General features: G+C 52.9%; 15 protein-coding genes. 6 read left to right on the top strand and 9 right to left on the bottom strand.

Annotated features, from left to right (window positions below; all coding sequences use genetic code 11):
* Nucleotides 1-70 precede the first annotated feature (70 nt).
* Nucleotides 71-619, top strand: a complete 549-nt coding sequence (locus tag BLX24_RS05930; RefSeq protein ID WP_071502154.1) for a hypothetical protein — start codon at nt 71-73, stop codon at nt 617-619.
* 19 nt (nt 620-638) lie between these two features.
* Here BLX24_RS05930 and BLX24_RS05925 read toward each other — a convergent pair whose 3' ends face one another.
* Nucleotides 639-1,511 carry a hypothetical protein gene (locus BLX24_RS05925; protein WP_071502153.1) on the bottom strand — a complete coding sequence of 291 codons (873 nt, stop codon included), beginning with the start codon at nt 1,509-1,511 and terminating at the stop codon, nt 639-641.
* Between the two features lie 272 nt (nt 1,512-1,783).
* Between BLX24_RS05925 and BLX24_RS05920 the strand changes: the two genes are divergently transcribed.
* On the top strand, nt 1,784-2,212 hold the full coding sequence (locus BLX24_RS05920; RefSeq protein ID WP_071502152.1) for a hypothetical protein: 429 nt from the start codon (nt 1,784-1,786) through the stop codon (nt 2,210-2,212).
* Between the two features lie 88 nt (nt 2,213-2,300).
* Here BLX24_RS05920 and BLX24_RS05915 read toward each other — a convergent pair whose 3' ends face one another.
* A complete protein-coding gene (locus tag BLX24_RS05915; protein ID WP_071502151.1) occupies nt 2,301-3,581 on the bottom strand; it encodes a DUF3472 domain-containing protein in 1,281 nt (426 codons plus the stop codon).
* Nucleotides 3,582-3,665: 84 nt separating this feature from the next.
* Between BLX24_RS05915 and BLX24_RS05910 the strand changes: the two genes are divergently transcribed.
* A complete protein-coding gene (locus BLX24_RS05910) occupies nt 3,666-4,583 on the top strand; it encodes an alpha/beta hydrolase (RefSeq protein ID WP_071502150.1) in 918 nt (305 codons plus the stop codon).
* Here the strand turns inward: BLX24_RS05910 and BLX24_RS05905 are convergent.
* Nucleotides 4,570-6,915 carry a TonB-dependent receptor gene (locus tag BLX24_RS05905; RefSeq protein WP_071502149.1) on the bottom strand — a complete coding sequence of 782 codons (2,346 nt, stop codon included), beginning with the start codon at nt 6,913-6,915 and terminating at the stop codon, nt 4,570-4,572. The two genes, BLX24_RS05910 and BLX24_RS05905, sit on opposite strands and share 14 nt — an antisense overlap.
* A gap of 76 nt (nt 6,916-6,991) precedes the next feature.
* On the opposite strand from BLX24_RS05905, the gene BLX24_RS05900 reads away from it, so the two are divergent.
* Nucleotides 6,992-7,906, top strand: coding sequence for an Rpn family recombination-promoting nuclease/putative transposase (locus tag BLX24_RS05900; protein ID WP_071502335.1), 915 nt, complete (start codon nt 6,992-6,994; stop codon nt 7,904-7,906).
* Nucleotides 7,907-7,937: 31 nt separating this feature from the next.
* Here BLX24_RS05900 and BLX24_RS05895 read toward each other — a convergent pair whose 3' ends face one another.
* Genes BLX24_RS05895 through BLX24_RS05875 form a run of 5 tightly spaced genes read right to left on the bottom strand, consistent with a single transcriptional unit; the run spans nt 7,938 to nt 14,103 of the window.
* The gene (locus BLX24_RS05895; RefSeq protein ID WP_071502148.1) at nt 7,938-8,717 is read right to left on the bottom strand and encodes a 3-hydroxyacyl-CoA dehydrogenase; all 780 of its coding nucleotides are present in this window, start codon (nt 8,715-8,717) and stop codon (nt 7,938-7,940) included.
* 11 nt (nt 8,718-8,728) lie between these two features.
* A complete protein-coding gene (locus BLX24_RS05890) occupies nt 8,729-10,759 on the bottom strand; it encodes an FAD-dependent oxidoreductase (protein ID WP_083421818.1) in 2,031 nt (676 codons plus the stop codon).
* A gap of 33 nt (nt 10,760-10,792) precedes the next feature.
* Nucleotides 10,793-11,482, bottom strand: coding sequence for a YjjG family noncanonical pyrimidine nucleotidase (locus BLX24_RS05885; RefSeq protein WP_071502333.1), 690 nt, complete (start codon nt 11,480-11,482; stop codon nt 10,793-10,795).
* 54 nt (nt 11,483-11,536) lie between these two features.
* Nucleotides 11,537-11,842: a (2Fe-2S) ferredoxin domain-containing protein gene (locus tag BLX24_RS05880; protein ID WP_071502147.1), complete on the bottom strand. Its 306-nt coding sequence runs from the start codon at nt 11,840-11,842 to the stop codon at nt 11,537-11,539.
* Between the two features lie 59 nt (nt 11,843-11,901).
* A complete protein-coding gene (locus tag BLX24_RS05875; RefSeq protein WP_071502146.1) occupies nt 11,902-14,103 on the bottom strand; it encodes a tetratricopeptide repeat-containing sensor histidine kinase in 2,202 nt (733 codons plus the stop codon).
* 325 nt (nt 14,104-14,428) lie between these two features.
* Here BLX24_RS05875 and BLX24_RS05870 point away from each other — a divergent pair, with 325 nt between their 5' ends.
* Nucleotides 14,429-15,640: an ATP-grasp domain-containing protein gene (locus BLX24_RS05870; RefSeq protein WP_071502145.1), complete on the top strand. Its 1,212-nt coding sequence runs from the start codon at nt 14,429-14,431 to the stop codon at nt 15,638-15,640.
* A 35-nt stretch (nt 15,641-15,675) separates the two neighbouring features.
* Here BLX24_RS05870 and vapB read toward each other — a convergent pair whose 3' ends face one another.
* Complete coding sequence (gene vapB, locus BLX24_RS05865) at nt 15,676-15,906, bottom strand: type II toxin-antitoxin system VapB family antitoxin (RefSeq protein WP_071502144.1); 231 nt, start codon at nt 15,904-15,906, stop codon at nt 15,676-15,678.
* A gap of 146 nt (nt 15,907-16,052) precedes the next feature.
* Between vapB and uvrA the strand changes: the two genes are divergently transcribed.
* Nucleotides 16,053-18,941 (top strand): excinuclease ABC subunit UvrA, encoded by a 2,889-nt coding sequence (uvrA, locus tag BLX24_RS05860; RefSeq protein WP_374754994.1) that lies wholly within the window; start codon nt 16,053-16,055, stop codon nt 18,939-18,941.
* Nucleotides 18,942-18,949 lie beyond the last annotated feature (8 nt).

Below are 18,949 nucleotides of genomic sequence, written 5' to 3'. Positions count from 1 at the left end.
AAAACCTTGATTGTCAAAAATCTAAATGCCCACAAATACGTATGTACCTTTTATACAGCTATACAAGACTATGGAAACGTTTATGACTCAAACGACGAAACTTTTCGCCTCTGAAGCGTATCTGCAACGGATTAGCGAGCTAACCAAATCGCCGGTTGCACGTGTCCGGCAAGCTCATCATTTATTGACGAATCTGGTAACAGCCTGTTTGCTGAAACAATTGTCGACAGACATTGGCCGTAATCTGTTTTATAACACAACGCTCAAACGTGCTATTGAACTGGAATCGGGCCACCAGACGCAGACTCATGACCTGATGGCGATTGCCGACCGGGGCGACAAGTGGTTCAATAATGTAGTGCCAGGTAAAAAGAGCGCCGTTATCCGTATTACGGCTCAGTACACTAAATTGCCTTTTGCCAGTATCGATCCGGTTATGGGTCTGGTAGCCGATGCATTTCTGAACGAGATTTATTTCTCCATTAAGCAAAATGCCATGACAGCCAGTACTCTTCATAAAGCGTTCCCTGCACCAACCGAACTGCAGAAGCTGGCTCCGGAATTAGCGTCAAAGGATTACGAAACCATCGGTGTCCGGTCGCTGATGCTTCAGGCCTGACCGAACGCCCTGAAGACGATTATAAACCGGTGTACGTATAATCAGCGCTTGAGGTACCACCTGCCCCGGACTCTTTGCGGGTCAGTACATACCCCTGAGCGTTGTACGTATACGTATACTGCTTCCGGGCATTCGTGATTTCCGTGCCATCCGCATTATAAAACGTAACCAGCCCGGGGTTATTGACGCGAAAAACCACATCGGGCAGGTACGGATAAATCGTACTGAGGTTTTCTACGTTTTTCTGCCGGTCATACTGTGCAAAACGCGTGACCATACCCAACGCATAAACCCCTTCCTTTTCAGAGCTTTCCTGTAGTTGCCGTATCTCCGTCAGATTCCCGTTCGTGTAGGCAAATTCATAACGCATACCGCTTTTGACGGTACCCAGAAACTGGTATTCCTGAATGCCCGTCAGTTGTTTGCCGTCCGCACTGTAGCTGTAATCACGGGTTGCCAGCAACTTACCGTTGGCAGCAAACTCTTCTGTATGGCTAACCTGACCGCCGTAGTAGGTATACGTCACATATGCGCCATTGTCCAGCAGCAGTCGTTTAACTTCCTGTTTTTCGTTATAAACGAAATCGTAAAAACGCAGATGTAGCTTATCGGTTCCCTGGATATAAATGTACTGAGACCAATAGCGCAGGATTTTATTGCTTCCATCCATAACATATTCTACATAATCACTGGCCGACCAGGCAATCTTAACCCGTTTGTAAACACTGACATCCCCCCCGTTATTCGGATTTGGCCGGGTGGTATCTTTCGGGGGCGTTTTTCCTTGGTTCGGGTCCGGTGAAATTGTTTTCTGATCCGGCTGACAGGCCGCCAGCGTCAAAACGGCGGCAACCGACAAGGTCGCCATGACTTTTGATACAATCGTTCGCATTGTGAATGGTTGTTGTTTACCACATGCACCTATCCGTTAGGTACTATCACAAAGAGCCATTTTTACTGCCTGCTGCTCCGGGCGAACGGGTAAACCGTAAAAAAAGCCGGATGAACTGATAAAAAACGCGTATCAAATGTAACTTCTGTCGGCAAAAAAGATGCATTGATCGACACATACCGCTCTGCTGTCGACTCTTGCCAATGGCCCGTTAAACGCCGACCACCAGATGGCCTCTAACCTTCAGAAACAACAAAAAACGAACAGACATCATGAAAACGACCCTATTGACCCTCGCCCTCGTTACGACCCTTGCTATCGGTAACACATTTGCGCAGCGTGGTTATGATCAGCCGGCGCAGAAAAGCAAGCTTAACAGGGCACAACAGATTGACAACAAAGTCGATTTGTTTAAGCTTGACCAGTTAGACCATGTGGTCAAGCTGTCATTCCAGCAGGAAAAAGCGATTAATAAAATTGAAAACCGGTACGACAAGCTGGTGATCAACAAAGGCCGGTACCTGTCAGACAGAAACCTACGTGAGCTGGAGCAGAAAAAACAACAGGAGATTTTTGAGGTATTAACGCCCGTACAACGCCAGAAGCTGCTTGCCTTTCAGGGCAGCAACAACCGGTATGACAATAAAGGTGGCTACGGCCCCCGTGGAGACGGCCCCCGTGGCTACGGACAACGTGGTTAAACAACCGTTTCGAATACCTGCCTTTACTACATGAACGCGGCCCGGTCTGTTGACCGGGCCGCGTGTTTTTCAGAATAACCAGCTACAGTTAAGGCAGTTTGTCGAGCGCAATGTCCGGTGCTTTTCCGGTTGCCGGACGGGTAAATTCGGTCTTTAACGGCACGTTTTCACTAAAAAAGCCGCAGTTTTTCAGAAAAAAGGCACCATCGGCCAACCCGCCGGCATAGTCGAGCCGGTAGCCTTTCTGGGCGGTGGCATCGCCGGTAAAGCGGGCCTGCGTCAGTTCGTGCCACACGCCGCCGGTATCCCGGACCCATTGATTACCATAACGGGCCATACGGCTGTGGTTACCGGTTGCAGGGATAAAGTTTTCGAGGAATGAATGTAACCGCATCAGGTGCGTCGATGTGGCGGGGCGTTTAAAGCTGGCAATCACCTGCCACTTGCTCTGTTCCGGTGCGTAGAAGTAGGCGGTGTATATCGTGCTGTTATTCTCAACGGGCTGGCCGCGCAGCAAAAAGCGATAGGTATTGCCTGCCTTCCAGTTGTAGCGCAGAAAACTCTGCCCGCCTGCACCCTCGTTGCCGAATTCGCCGGTATACACCCCTTCGCCTTTTTTGAGCATGACAATTTTCTGATCGTCAGGAATGCTTTTCGGGTCATCGGTTTTAAACGGACTCCAGACCGAGAACAAAATCCGGCGCTCTGTCGGCGAATTGACCTGTATGCCAAAGTACCCTTCGGCAAACCCATTCGCCATAAAATACGACCCGATCACATCCTGCCCCTCCGGAATGGTCAGCTCATTATAGAACCACTCGATCTGTTTACCGGCAGGCAACGGATAGTTCAGGTGTACCGACGGCCCGCGACGACCCCAGTAGAAGTAATTGCCTTCATTGTTCCGCACAAACTGAGCGCCTTTCGATGCCGGTCCGCTTAACCGCAAATGGCTTATTTCAGCAAACCCGCGCCCCGTTTTCGACAGGCCTTCTGTCTCAATCAGTACGTATCCTTTAACCGGCACATCCCACTCACCGACGAGGGCATCGCCCGATTGTTTTGCCGGCAGCTGCACTTCTTTCCCCTGCCCCAGCACCGATACACGCAAGGTACTGCTCCCCTCCGGCACCGTTCCACCAATTGCCACCCGCAGCTTTCCGGGAGTTGTTACCCAGACGTAGGTTTGCAGCCACGTATTCGGGTGTAGCCAGTTGCTCAGTCCCTCATTCCGGATTTTTTCGGACCCGGACGGGTTCATCCACGAGTTACCACCAACCGGCACTACAACGGAAGCCGTATCGGTTTGGGCCTGAAGTGTATGCGTCAACAAGATAAGCGTAAGCGTGAAAAGAAAAATGTGTTTCATATAGTTGATTAATCCGTTTCCGATGGGTTAAAAATACGGTTTTATTGCCTTATAAAGACCAGGCCCTCTTGTCTCTTACTACTCATGCTTTCATTCAAACGTGTCCTTACGGCCGGTTTTCTCCTCGCCGGTATCTTTTTCTCATTGACGGGCAACGCCCAGCAGGCCATTCCCCTGTACCCGGGTGCTATTCCGAATAACACCGATGCCCCCGACGAGGAAGTGGTAAATGCCAGCCAGGGAGTATCGAAGGTATCACGGCCAACGCTCAGCATTTACCTGCCGCCACGCGACAAGGCAACGGGGGCGGCCGTCATTGTCTGTCCGGGTGGCGGGTACGGCACCCTCGTAATGAAGCGCGAAGGCTACGACGTGGCGCAGGCGCTGAATGAGCTGGGTATTGCGGCTTTCGTCCTGAAATACCGGCTCCCGGGCGACAATACCAACAAGGATAAGTCCATTGCGCCTTTGCAGGACGCGCAGCAAGCCATCAGCCTCGTCCGGCAGCGGGCCGGTGAATGGGGTGTCAATCCGGCAAAGATTGGTATCATGGGTTTCTCAGCGGGTGGTCATCTGGCTTCCACAGCCGGTACGCACTTCTCAAAAGCCTATATCAGCCATCCCGATGGCATCAGCCTCCGCCCCGATTTTATGATTCTGGTCTATCCGGTCATCAGTTTCTCCGACAGTCTGGGCCACAAAGGCTCCCGGGAACGGCTGCTGGGCACCTCGCCTGCCAAAGCGCAGGTTGACCTGTTTTCCAACGACCTGCAGGTAACGACGCAAACGCCACCGACGTTTCTGCTCCATGCCGGCGATGATACCGTGGTGCCGATTGGCAACAGCCTGCGTTTTTACGAAGCCTTACTGCGCCATGGCGTAGCGGCCGGTATGCATATTTACCCGACCGGGGCACACGGTTTTTCTAAAGCACCGGCAAAAGAAGACTGGTTTGCCCAGTGCAGAACATGGCTCAAAGCCAACAGCTTTACCGCGCCTTAGTCTTTCCCCAGCCGATGCGATAACCGGCCAGCGGCAGGAGTTTAAACCCGTAATACTGCGTTCTGACCGACTTTGTAGCATTATCGTAACGGACGGTTAATGCCACCTCCTCACTCAGCAGATTGGTGAGTTCGACAAACAGATAATGGCTGGCTTTGGGCCGGTTAAAACGAAAGGACGTTTTGAGATCAATCCGCTGATAAGGTGCCAGCCGGGTCTGGTACGCGTTTTTTGTATCGCGTACCTCACTTTTCGCCTTAACCGACGCAGCAAGATCAACCGGAATATACGGTTTACCACCTGTCGCGCTGAACCGGACATCAACCAACAGGGCATTATTCCGGGCGCGGCCAACGGCCCACTCATAACCCGCCAGCAGGTTCAGTACATACTGATTCCCAAAGGCCGTATTGCGCCAGATGTGGTCTGCTCCCTGATATCTCGACCGGAAGACCGAGAGCGTAGCCAGCAGGTAATGGGGCTCCAGGGTGGCTCGTTGCCGGAAGAACTTTTCCAGCGTAAACTCCATACCCGTGTTATACCCGGCACCGGCGTTGAGCAGACTGTCCGGGATGTTCAGCACGCCCTGCTCAACGGTACCGGTATTAATCGTTGAGAAAAACGGGGAAGGGCGAAGCGTGACCGGCACATCGTACAGCGACTGATAATAGGCTTCGCTTTTCAGCCGCCAGTTTTCGTGGAACGACCAGTCATGGCTCAGCACCAGATGATGGCTTTTCGTAAAGTCCAGGCCATGGTTGGTCTGCTGCGCAGGGCGGTTTGTGTAGGTATACAGGCGGGTGTAATGCGCCAGCGGCTGCGTCTGGCTGTGCGATCCATACCCCAGCGACAGCCGGTGTTGCGGAGCCGCCTGCCATTGCAACGACCAGCGTGGTTCGAGCCGCTGTGTACTGTTCAGGCCAAAATACTGGAAATAAAGGCCGCTGTTCATCGTCAGGCGGTCGTTAAAGCGGTGTTGCCAGTGAATATAACTCTGCCATAGCGTTGCCTGACTCCGGTCGTCGAAACGGGTCTGGACCGTTTTGCCCGAATAACGCTTTTCCAGAAAATCGAAGTAAATGCGGTTGACGGTAATGCCGCCCTTGATGAGGTTGCGGGCGGTAAATTTCTGCACCACCTCATACCGCCCCTGCACCTGCTGGTAATTCATCCGCAGGTCCTGCGTCAGTTGCTGGCTGGTGTTAAGGTCTTGTTCTGTGGTCTCGCTGCCCGACCAGGACAGGTATAGTTTTCCGTAGGTTTTGGGCGAAAAATGATAAAGGTGTGTCAGGCCGGCTACACCCATGCCGGAGCCCAGATCATTGCGGGCACCGGTATCATCACGCTCATGGTAGGTACTTTTACCACCAAGGCCGAAGACGGTAATACTCCCCCATTTCTCCGACGGCAGATTGAGTTTAAACGTCAGGTCCTGAAAGTCGGGCAGACCACCCGTGACGGCTGGTTTCAGGCCCAGCTGCTCAATTGACTTCAGCGAAAATGTCCGGTAACTGGCCATAAAGGAGCTATGCTTTTTCCGCTGAACGGGGCCTTCGATGCCAAATTCCAGACCACCGATTCCCGCCTGACCGGTATACTCGTACCGGGCGTTGTTGCCCGTACGCAGGTTAAGGTCGAAGGCCGCGGCGGTGCGGTTCCCATATTCAGCCGGAAACGCGCCCGTCAGAAAATCGGAGTTGGCGAGTGTGTTGGTATTCAGGATGCTGATCCCGCCCGATGAGCCCAGAAACGCGAAGTGATTGGGATTGGGAATGTCTACCCCTTCGAGCCGCCACAGCACACCCAGCGGCGAATTCCCCCGTACAACCACATCATTCCGGTCGTTGCGTGGGTTCTGAGCACCGGCGAAGTTGGTAACCAGCCGGGCGGGATCCATAAACGCACCGGCATACCGGCTCGTTTCCTCGACGGTAAACACGCGGGCGCTGACCGCCGCCAGTTCATTGATTGGCTTTGCCTTATCGGCTTTGGCTTTGACAATCACCTCATTCGCCATCACGACCGATTCGTCCAGTTCTGCCTGTATAATCAGTTCTTTCGCTGAATTTACAATCAGGTTAGTCAGCACAATTTCGCGGTAGCCGACATACGACACCCGCAGCGTCTGCCGGCCAACCGGCACCTCATCCAGCCGGAAATAGCCTTCCCGATCTGCAACAGCCCCATGCTGCGTGCCCACTACCAGAAGGGTAGCCCCCGGCAATCCTGTTTTAGTTGTTTTATCGGTAACGCGCCCCCGGATGGTCTGAGTCAGCGACTGAGCGGGTAAGGTCAAGGGAAGCAGCAGGAAAAGCAGTACGACCGGTTTCATGCTGCAAAATACAACGCTGACCGTATCGAATGATCACTTAGTCAGTCTTATAGGCACAAACAACTTCTCTGCCAATATGAAGCGTGATGACTCGCTCTGGAAATCTCTGCTAGAGGATATTTTTGACGACTTTCTGCAATTTTTTATCCCTGATGCAGAACAGATTTTTGACTTCGACAAAGGGTTTGTCTTTCTCGACAAAGAGTTAAATCAGTTATTCCCGCCGGCGGAAGACGAATTTCAACCGCGTTATGTCGACAAACTGATCAAAGTCTTTACCCGGCAGGGCACTGAAGCCTGGATACTGGTTCATATCGAAGTACAGGGCTACCGTGATAATGCATTTGCCAAACGGATGTACGAGTACTATGCCCGCATTTTCGACAAGTATCAGCAGTCCGTAGTGGCATTTGCAATTTTAACTGACCGCTACCGCTCATTTAAACCTGAGTTTTATGAGTCATCTTTATTGGGGACCACCCTTACGTATCGGTACAATGTCTACAAAGTAATTGAGCAGGATCAGGCGCTACTGAGTCAAAACCCCAATCCGTTTGCCGTTGTTATCATGACGGTATTGTTAGCGCTACAAAAGCGCCGGTTAACAGAAACGCAATTATTCGATTTAAAAGTAGACTTAGCTAAACGCCTATTGATCAGGTCATACTCAAAACCCAAGATCCGGACATTATTAAACTTTCTCCGTTTCTACATCCGTTTTGAGAACCCCGACAGTATTAGTAAATTTGATGAACAGATTGATACGATAACCAACCAGCCAAAAAACATGGGACTTGAAGAATTTTTGCTTTATCGGGCCGAAAAGCTGGGCATGAGACAGGGCCTGGCACAGGGCATTGAACAACAGAATAAGTTGTTCATTCAAAATCTGTTGACCCAAACCGATTTCACGGTTGAGAAGATCGCTTCGTTGGTTGGTGTATCAACCGATGTGGTCGTAAAAATTAAAACTACGCTGGAACAGGCCTGAGCCTGCTCCAGCAATACTATACGTACCGGCTTTATTTCGGGGCCATCCGGATCGCCCCATCCAGACGGATCACTTCACCGTTCAGCATCGGGTTTTCGACGATAGCTTTCGCCAGCATCGCATATTCCTGTGGCCGGCCCAGCCGCGACGGAAACGGTACCTGCTGCCCCAGCGAAATACGGGCTTCTTCCGGTAAACCGGCCAGCAACGGCGTTTCGAACAAGCCGGGCGCAATGGTCATCACCCGGATGCCGCTCTTCGCCAGGTCCCGTGCAATCGGCAGGGTCATGCCAACTATTCCGCCTTTCGACGCCGAATACGCCGCCTGGCCAATCTGCCCGTCGTAGGCCGCTACAGAGGCGGTATTAATAAGTACACCCCGTTCGCCATCGTCGTTGGGTGCATTTTTCTCCATGGCAAACGCCGCCAGCCGGATCACATTAAAGCTGCCGATGAGGTTAATTTTGATGGTCCGCTCAAAGGCAGCGAGTGAATGGGGCCCGTAAACGCCTTCGACCTTCCCGATGGTTTTCCGGGCTTCGGCTACACCGGCGCAGTTGACCGCAATGTGAACCCCGCCGAACGTATTAACCGCCAGATCGACCGCCGCCTGCACATCGGCTTCGTCGGCCACATTGGTTCTGGCAAAACGAGCCCGTTCGCCCAGTTCAGCGGCAAGGGCTGTTCCGCGTGTTTCGTTGAGATCAACAATAACCACATTGGCTCCCTGTTCATGAAACAAACGGACAGTGGCCTCGCCCAGACCGGAAGCCCCTCCGGTGACTAAGGCTGTTTTTTCTATGAAGTGCATGCGTAAACGCGTTAGTTTACCGGCAAAAATAGCACAGCGTCGGCAACCACAAAGCCCGTGTTGCCGTTACAGACGACTTCGACATAGGGTGGTTTGCCTTTCTCGAACCGGAAGCGGTCTAACCGGATCCAGTCACCGGAGTTAAGCTGCTGATTAACGGACAGTTCCCGAACGACCCGCCCGTTGTGCACCCGCACCGTTACCTGACCCGACTTGTCGGTTTGCAGGGTTGGCGTATCAGGATTTCCGCCACCGCCCAGACGGTTCGGGTTGTAGATATACACATCGTAAAGGCCCGTCAGGCCTGCTGCCTGAAAAAACGCCGAAGCCGGTTTCGCCGGATCGCCGGTCAGCATCGAAAAGCCGTACTTCCCGCCTTTAGTCTCCCGCATCCAATCGCCCCGCAGCACGACCCGGCTCGAATCGTCGTTGTCGACCAGCAACTCCGGACGGCTGCCGTTTACCAGCGGATCAGCCCGCAGCCGGGTCTGTAGTTTCGGTACGTCGATGTCCTGAATTGCCTTGCCGGTATTAATGGCCATCACCGCCGCCATGGCCGCCGACTGCGCCAGCACCATAAACACCGGTTCCATCCGGATCGACCCGTAAGCAATGTGGCTGGCCGACAGACAAACCGGCACCAGCAGGTTCGTTGCCTCGCCCCGCTTCGGAATCAGCGACCGGTAGCTGACCGGATACGGCGGAAAGCCGCCCACCTGCACATCGCCTTCATTTTTCACCATTTTCCGGCCATTGGGTCCGTCAACAACCAGCCGCTGGCAGTTGTGAGAATCCATGGTATAAGCTGCCATCCCGACACCATCGGTTACGGTCTGTTTGCCCTCGCAGTTGGCCTGCGTCATCACATAGTCGCCCACCATCCGCCGGGCTTCGCGGATGTATAGCTGGTGCGAGAAGTGGTTATTGTCGGTGTATTCGTCTTTCGGGTACCCCCACTGCTGCATCTCCTCGCGCAGATGCTTCGGCATGCGCGGGTCGTGAGCGATGAAGTATAGAAGTCCTTTGGTGTAGTCCTCGTGTTCCTGAATAATCTGTTTTCGCTGGTTATAATCCGCATCCGGATAGGCATTATTTGCCCCGATCATGTCCGTCGAAAAGCCACCGCAGTTATTGATGTCGGTTTTGTGGTTGGGCATCGGCACAAAGTGCATCAGGTTCCAGGTCAGCTCCTTCGGCTCCTTTGCTGCAATCTGCCGTAGCAGTAATTCGTAGCGGGTTGAGTCATACCGGTCCGGGCGGCTGAGCGGTGTACGATTGGCGGGTACATTGGTCAGGCAGAGGCGGTAATTATACGCCTGCACATTCCGGTCACCGGCCCCGTTCGGGCTGAGCGTTGCCGTACTGATGCCCCACAGCAGCCCGCTCTCCGGTTTCCCGGCAATGCGGTAGGGGTCGATACCATCCGGAAACTGGTGCTTGTCCATATACTGCACTCCGTTATAGGTTTCATTATACTGGCTGTTTGCCTCCCGCCCGATAGTGTAAGATACCCCGGCCTTGGCCATCAGGTCACCTTCGTAGGAACAGTCAATAAACTGTTTGGCCCGCACCGTCCGGTTGGTCGGCTGATCGGGAAACTCAGCATTTTCGACCTCCACTTCGGTGAGCGTAGCTCCCTTTTTCCCGACCCGTTTCAGGCGATAGTTTTTCCAGACCAGGAGCCTGGCCTCCGAAACATATTGATTGAAGGTATTTTCGGCGACGTGCGGCTCAAAGGTCCACTGTTCAAAGTGGCCATAATGCTTGCCGATGCGCCGGTAAAAATCACGGGACAGGCCGGTAATGGCAAATTTGTTGCCGATGTCGGTAGCACCAAGCCCCCCGGAGGTCAGCCCGCCCAGATGCCGGCCAGGCTCAATAAGAACCACCGACTTACCCGCTTTTTTAGCGGTATATGCGGCGATTACGCCCGCCGAGGTGCCGCCATACACGCACACATCGACGGTAATTTTATACTGGGCAACGCCCGGAATAGATACGGGAAGCGTGAAGAGAAAAAGGAGAAACGATCTGATTTTCATAACGGGATTAGGTCCGGAACAGCCAAGCAGTGTTTAGAGAATGGCCATGAGTTCTTTCCAGTGCTTGATGTCGTAGGTTGGTTTTTCCTCAACACGGTCACCTTTGGGGTTATAAAAAACGGTATCCAGCCCAAGGGTTTTAGCGCCCAGAATATCGGCCTCATAGTTGTCGCCGATCATGATACTGTCGGCAACTGCGGCCCCGCTGACAGCCAGTGCATACTGGAAAATACGCGGATCCGGTTTTTTGGCGGATGCTTTCTCGTTGGTGACTATGTGGGTAAAATAATGGGTGATGTCGGAGCTCGCCAGCTTCGTAGCCTGAATTTCGTCGAAACCGTTGGTGATAATATGCAGTTCGTAGCGCCCCTGTAAGTGGTCCAGAATTTCGCGGGCCGATTCGGTCAGGTGCGTTTTGCGCGGCAACAGCTGTAAATACGCATCGTTCAGTTCCACACAGCACGACGTATCATTCACCCCTAATGACGCAAACACCAGCGGAAACCGATGCTGCCGGATGTAGGCATGGCTGATGCGGTTGTTGTCGAAATCTGACCATAACTGCTTGTTGATCCGGATAAAATGATCGCTGAACAACTCCGACGATGTAATGCCGATATTGACCAGCTGATAAGTGTGGTAAATCTCCGTGAGCGATTCAGCCGAGTTGCGGTCAAAATCCCACAACGTGTGATCGAGGTCAAAAAAAAGGTGTTTGTACATAGCTGTAAGAAGAGCCTGCATCCGGCCGCGAAGACCGGATGCAGGCTTGAGCAGTTAAAAATTAAGTTTCAGTCGTTCGACAGGCTGATCATTGATCAGGTGGCTTTCCACGATCTCAGCAACATCCGACGGCTGAACGTTCCCGTAGTAGGTGCCTTCCGGATAAACCACCAGCGACGGACCGAACGCACAGGCGTCCAGGCAGCCCGCCCGCTGTGCCCGAATGTCTTTTTGCAAACCGTGTTTGGTTAATTCCTGTTTGAACGTTTCTACCAATTCGAGCCCCCGCTCAGTACCGCAGCTTTTTTTAGGAGCATCTTTCTGGTTTGTACAGATAAATACGTGCTTTTTGAATTTCATCAGATGAAGACTTACGTGAATAAGCTACAAAGTTTACAAAACTTTGCCAATCTTCGGGCTTATACGTGCACAGTATCTTTTGTCAGGGGTAAGACAAAGAAGAAGGTTGTCCCCTCACCGACTTCAGAATATACTTCCAGCCGGCCCTTCATAGCCTCAGTACGGGCCTGGATATTCCGCAGCCCCATGCCAACCATCTGCATGTGGTTGTCGTGCTGGTGTACGACCGATTCCATGCCGCGACCGTTGTCCCGCACAATCATATTCAGGTCGTTGTTTACCCGCTTGAACTGAATGTGGGCTTCGGTCGCACGGGAGTGCTTCAGGATGTTGTTCGCCAGTTCGAGGCAGATCGAGTAAAGATGGAATTCCGTCGTTTTGTTCAGGCGTGGTAACTCACCGGCAGCCAGCGTAAACTGGGTGAGCTGGGTATTATTCAGTTTCTGAATCAGCCGGCAAAGTGCCCGGCCGAGGCCTTCCTGCTCCAGTTCGTCGGGCTGGAGATTGTGCGACAGGTTGCGGACTTCGGCATAGGCCTCGCGGGTCATCGTCACCAGATTCTGGTATACCAGCTGCTCCCGCTCCGACAATTTTCCCGGGTTCAGAGCCGACAAACTGAGTTTGATCGCCGATAAAGTACCGCCAAGGTTGTCGTGCAGATCGGCGGCTACCCGCTTGCGTTCGAGCGTCTGCCCGCGTAATAAGGCGTCTTCGATTTCACGGTTCTTAGCCCGCAGCTGCTCGTTGGCCAGTTCCAGTTCGATGGTCCGGTCACGGACTTTATCTTCCAGCCCCACATTCAGGGCATGAATCTGCTGCCGCTGCCGCCTCACTAGCAGGTTGTTGCGGTAGAGCGTAGCCACGAAGCCCAGCAGCATCACCAGCCCCGCGATCAGGAAGGTACGCATCAGTGTTTGCCGCTGAATATCCATGCTCAGCGACTCAATCCGCGATTGCTGCTCCACCTGTTTCCGTAAGGCCCCGGAGCGTAGTTTTTCTGTTTCAATCTTCCGCTGGAGCTGCGCTTCACGAGCCTGCGCGGCCAGCTGACGGCGCTCGGCTTCGGTCCGGACCTTCTCAACATCGGCCCGCTGGCGCATTTCCAGCAATTGCTGCCGGTGAATCAGCTGCCGTTTTTCGGCTTCGGCCTGTACCTTTTCAACGTCGTATTTGCGCTGAAGGGCCAACAGCTCGTCAACCCGCTTGCGGTCGTTCAGACTGTCGCGGATCGCAACAAACGACTCATACATGTACAGGGCCTTATCAACCAGCCCCGCCGCCCGGTATGATTTATACAAGGCAATACTGGCCATCTGGCGCAGGGGGTCATTCCGCAGTTTCTGAGCTGCCTGTAGCGCCTTCTCGCCGTAGTCAATGGCCAGCTTCGTTTCTCCCGTCATAGAATAACACTCTGACAATCTGGCCCAGACGGAGGTCTGACCTGCCAGATCGTTCAGCTTTATCCAGGTCTGAAGCGCCTCTTTGTAATACGGAATGGCTTCTCCTGCAATCTGGCGGTTGAGCATAAAATCACCCAGCCGTTCGTTGGCATAGACGAGATTAAGCTGGGAGTTCACCTCCCGGGCAATTTCCCGCACGTGTTCAAATTTATGAATGGCTTCTTCGTAGCGTTTCAGCGCCACCATGGCCTCGCCGATCTGTCCTTCGGCCTGTCCCATCAGCAGCCGCTGATTCCGGCGCGACAGAATCTTATTCAACGGGAGCAGCGCCAGCGATTCTTCGTAGCTTTTGATGGCCTGCCGGTAGTCTTTCAGGAGCAGATAGATGTCGCCCATGTTCATCCGGACCTGCCACAAAGGGGAGGTTTCGGGCCGTAAGCTCACACAGAGGTCTGCCGCTTTCTGATTCAGGATCAGGGCGTTTGCGTAGTCTTTTCTGACCGAACGTACATAAAACTCCTCCAGCATCAGCCCTCTTACCATATACAGATTATTGCGCCGCTGTCGTGCTTCGTTTACCAGCAGACCAGCATAGTAATAGCTGCTGTCCTGTACATTGCCCCGCAATTGTTTGAATACAATAGCCAGAAACCGGAGGCCTTCCAGATGAAGTGTATCGTTTTTGAGCGTTCGGGGTAATTTTTTCGTAAAGGTGAGATGCTGATGTCCGAGTAGGCGAAGACTATCCATGTAACCGGCATCATTCCGCCGGTCAAAGTCGACTTCCGGCAGACGCGTGCGCTGTGCCATCCCAAGGGCAGGCAACAGCAGCCAGCTACAGAACAGAAGTAAACGTTGCATAGAAAAGAGGAGATATTTTCGCGATAATCAGGGTATTACGTTATAAAAATACAAAAAAAGACCGTTACCTAAGTTAACTCAAAACGGTCTCAATTATTTTATTTATAATGTTTTTTTGCACATCTGTTCACTCTTTTCAGGCGTAGAGAAGCATTTTTATCCGGAAAATATACAATCTTGAGCCTATTACCTTTTTGTTCTCAGAAACCGGGGCAAATTGTATAGACGGTACGCTTTTCCGCTATTTTCCGGATTCGTTAGTTACATGCTTGATTAATTCACATAACGCATTGTATCTTACGCTTTCCTTAACGCCCCAAACTTCATGAGCAAATTGTCGTTTCTGTGCATCGCCACGTATTTTAAGGGACAAGATTTCCTGAAAACCTGCAAAGCACTTGGTAATACGGTCTACCTGCTGACGGTCGAAAAACTCAAGGACAGTCCATGGCCGACCGATGCCATTGATGAGATGTTTTTTCTGCCTTCCGAATCGAACAGCAGTGATAATCTCGATAAGATGCTCGTTGGCTTATCGCATGCGATGCGGTCCCGTAAGATTGACCGCGTGGTGGCCCTCGACGATTTTGATGTAGAGAAAGGGGCGCTGATCCGGGAAACATTCCGGATCGATGGCATGGGGCAGACAACGGCCCGTTATTTCCGGGACAAACTGGCCATGCGCATCAGGGCCGCTGCTGCCGGTATCCGCGTGCCGGTTTTCAGCAGTCTGTTTCATGACGAAACCATTACTGAGTACCTGCGGACCACCGAAGCGCCCTGGCTCATTAAACCGCGCTCAGAAGCCTCTACAACCGGCATCAAAAAGGTGCATACGCTGGACGAAGCATGGGCCCACATCCACTCCCTGGGCGACGAACGGCATAACTTCCTGATTGAGCAGTTTAAACCGGGGCAGGTATTTCACGTTGATGCCTTGTCGATGGACGGGCAGTCGGTCTTTACGCGGGTAAGTGGTTATCTGGCCACGCCGATGGAAGTGGCCCATGGCGGCGGCGTTTTCCGCAGCTGCGTAATGCCGTATGACTCACCGCTCACCCAGTCCCTGCACATCATGAACAACCAGGTGCTGACGGCGTTCGGATTACAGTACAGCGCTTCGCACTCCGAATACATCCGCTGCGACCACGACGGCGAGCTTTATTTTCTGGAAACGGCATCGCGCGTGGGCGGGGCACACATTGCGGAGATGGTGGAAGCCTCGTCGGGGATTAATCTGTGGAGCGAGTGGGCAAAGCTGGAGACCGCCGTGGCGCGGAACGAGCATTATCAGATTCCGGTCCAGGAGCGTCATTATGCCGGTCTGATTATTTCGCTCTCGAACCAGCAGTGGCCGGATATGCATCAGTTTGCCGATCCGGAAATCTGGTGGCGGATGAATAAGGAACACCACGTCGGGCTTATTTTCCAGTCGGAAGACCGCGAGCGCATCCTTTCGTTGCTCGACACATCCATGAACCGGATTCTTGATGGCCTGCATGCTTCGGCACCCGTGCCGGACAAGCCGACGCATTGACGTTAATTTGCTGTAGAGCGGAGTAGCGCTCCGTTCTACATGTACTCCTTAAAGTCGTCAAGCGGAGCATCAAAATCATCCGCGATATAGGTAATCAATCCTTTTCCAGCGCCTCGCTTGTTGGGTAAATGCGGAACAGAAGCAGGAGAAACAAACGTCTTTTTTGCTTGCTTTGCTTCCAGAAACTCAATAAAGGTCAATACCTCTGCCTGTAGGTCAGCGGGCAACTGACTGGCTTTTTGATCGATTTGCTCAATTATAGACATACCGGCTCCTTTTTCTGTCAAAGATAACAAACGACGGATTAACTTGCCTACCCTCCTCCAGATGCCACTACAGACCTTGCAATTGCCTTCACACGGTGAAACTCCCGGGGCGCTTTTGCTGTTAATAATCAGAATAACCCCTACACATCGTGACCGAACAAAAGGCAACCGAAAACCGGCCCGAATTAACTGATATCGACTTAACGGGATACGAGCAGATTGAGGTCCTCGGCGCCCGCGAACATAATCTCAAAAACATAGACGTAAGCATACCCCGCAACAAACTGGTGGTGGTTACGGGCATCAGCGGCAGCGGTAAATCATCGCTGGCGTTCGATACCATTTATGCGGAAGGACAACGGCGGTACATGGAAAGCTTTTCGGCCTATGCCCGCTCGTTTATCGGCGATATGGAACGGCCGGATGTCGACAAAATCAACGGCCTGAGCCCGGTTATTTCGATTGAACAGAAAACCACATCGAAAAATCCGCGGTCGACTGTCGGTACAACGACCGAAATCTATGACTTCCTGCGGCTTTTGTATGCCCGGGCAGGCGAAGCGTTTTCGTACGTGACCGGCCGCCGCATGGAACGCCAGTCGCAGGATCAGATTATCAATACCATTGTAACGCACTATACCGGCCAAAAGCTGGTTCTGCTGGCCCCGATTGTCAAAGGGCGCAAAGGCCACTACCGTGAGCTCTTTGTGCAGATTGCCAAATCAGGTTATACCAAAGTACGGGTCGACGGCGAGATTCAGGATATTGTCCCGAAAATGCAGCTCGACCGCTACAAAATTCACGACATCGAACTGGTCGTTGACCGGATTATCCCCAAAAACGATCCGGACGATTCTCAGTCGCGGTACCGGCTGAGCCAGTCGGTGCAGATGGCGTTGAAGCAGGGCAAAGGCGCCATGCAGGTTCTGACGCCCGACAATACCATCGTTTATTTCTCCCAGAATCTGATGGACCCTGAGTCGGGGGTGAGCTATGATGAGCCGTCGCCGAACTCGTTCTCCTTTAACTCGCCCTATGGCTGGTGCCCGACCTGTCAGGGGCTTGGTCATATTGAGGAGATTACCGAAGAATCCATTATTCCCGACCGCTCGCTGAGTATTAGCCGCGGGGCCATTGCGCCATTGGGCGAATATCGGGAGCTGTGGTTTTTCAAGGAAATTGAGGTCATTCTCAAAAAATATAAGCTGAACCTGACTACGCCTGTCAACAAGTTTCCGGATGAGGTACTTCAGATTCTGTTTTATGGTACCGAAGAAGAAACCGCGCCTCCGGCAACGGCCAAGCCAACCGGCCGTGAGCCGGCACCGGTCAAATTCGAAGGCATCATCAACTTCCTGAAACGGCAGCAGGAAAATGGCTCCGAAAAAATCCTGGACTGGCTGAAAGACTTTATGATGGTCAAGACGTGTCCTGACTGTAACGGTGCCCGGCTGAAAAAAGAAGCCCTGTACTTCAGGATTGCCGATAAAAATATTTCGGCACTGGCACAGATGGACATTTCGGAACTGTCGAACTGGATGGTTAATCTGGAAGACCGGCTATCGGACCGGCAGAATGTGATTGGCAAAGAAGTGCTGAAAGAAATCCGGAAACGGATCGGTTTCCTGCTCGACATCGGCCTTGACTACCTTACCCTCGACCGGCCGCTGAAAACGCTGTCGGGCGGTGAGGCCCAGCGGATCCGGCTGGCCACGCAGATTGGTACGCAGTTGGTTGGGGTGCTTTACATCATGGATGAACCAAGTATCGGACTGCACCAGCGCGACAACGTGAAGCTGATCGAATCGCTGAAAAACCTCCGCGATCTGGGCAACACCGTACTGGTCGTTGAACACGACAAGGACATGATGCTCGAATCAGACTATATCCTGGACATTGGTCCGGGAGCGGGCCGTCATGGCGGACAGGTAGTCGGGCGGGGGACTCCCGAGGAGTTTATCCGGAACGGCAGCACCACCGCCGATTACCTGAGCGGCCGGCGGGCTATTGACGTACCCAAAGAGCGGCGAACCGGCAACGGTAAGTTTCTGATTCTGCGTAATGCTACGGGCCATAACCTGAAAAACGTAACGCTGAAACTGCCGCTGGGCCGGATGATTTCGATTACGGGCGTATCGGGCAGCGGCAAGTCGTCGCTGATTCACGAAACGCTGTTCCCTACGCTGAACAAGCATTTTTATAAATCAAAACGCGAGTCGCTGCCGTTTGCCGGCATCGACGGGCTGGAGCACCTGGATAAGGTGATCGAAGTGGACCAGTCTCCGATTGGCCGGACACCGCGCTCCAATCCGGCGACCTACACCGGTATGTTTTCCGATATCCGGACGCTGTTTTCCGAGCTGCCCGAGGCCAAAATCCGGGGCTACAAACCAGGCCGTTTCTCGTTTAACGTCAAGGGGGGGCGCTGCGAAGACTGCGAAGGGGCGGGCATGAAAAAAATCGAAATGGAGTTCCTGCCCGACGTGCACGTGGCCTGCGAGACCTGCAAAGGCAAGCGCTTCAACCGCGAAACGCTGGAAGTACGCTTTAAAGGTAAATCCATCGCTGATGTGCTCGATATGACGGTTGAACAGGCGCTGGAGTTCTTCGAAGCGCATCCGAAAATTCTGCGCAAAGTACAGACGCTGAACGACGTTGGTCTCGGCTACATTACCCTCGGGCAGCACGCCACGACGCTGTCGGGTGGTGAAGCCCAGCGGGTTAAACTGGCCGAAGAGCTGTCGAAGCGGGATACGGGTCAGACCCTGTATATTCTGGACGAACCAACAACGGGCCTCCATTTTAAGGATATTTCTCATCTGCTCGATGTCCTGAATAAACTCGTGGCAAAGGGAAACACGGTGCTGGTTATTGAGCATAACCTGGATGTGATTAAAGTGTCTGATCACGTCATCGACCTCGGTCCGGAAGGGGGCAGCAAAGGCGGTAAAATCATTGCAGAGGGTACACCGGAAAAGGTGGCCACCGTCAAAGGCAGCTATACGGGCAAGTTTCTGGCGCTCGAGCTTAAGTAGTTTTTGTT

It is taken from the genome of Arsenicibacter rosenii (assembly GCF_001870735.1).
Classification (GTDB): Bacteria; Bacteroidota; Bacteroidia; order Cytophagales; family Spirosomataceae; genus Arsenicibacter; species Arsenicibacter rosenii.
This window is presented reverse-complemented; position numbering and strand designations above follow the sequence as displayed.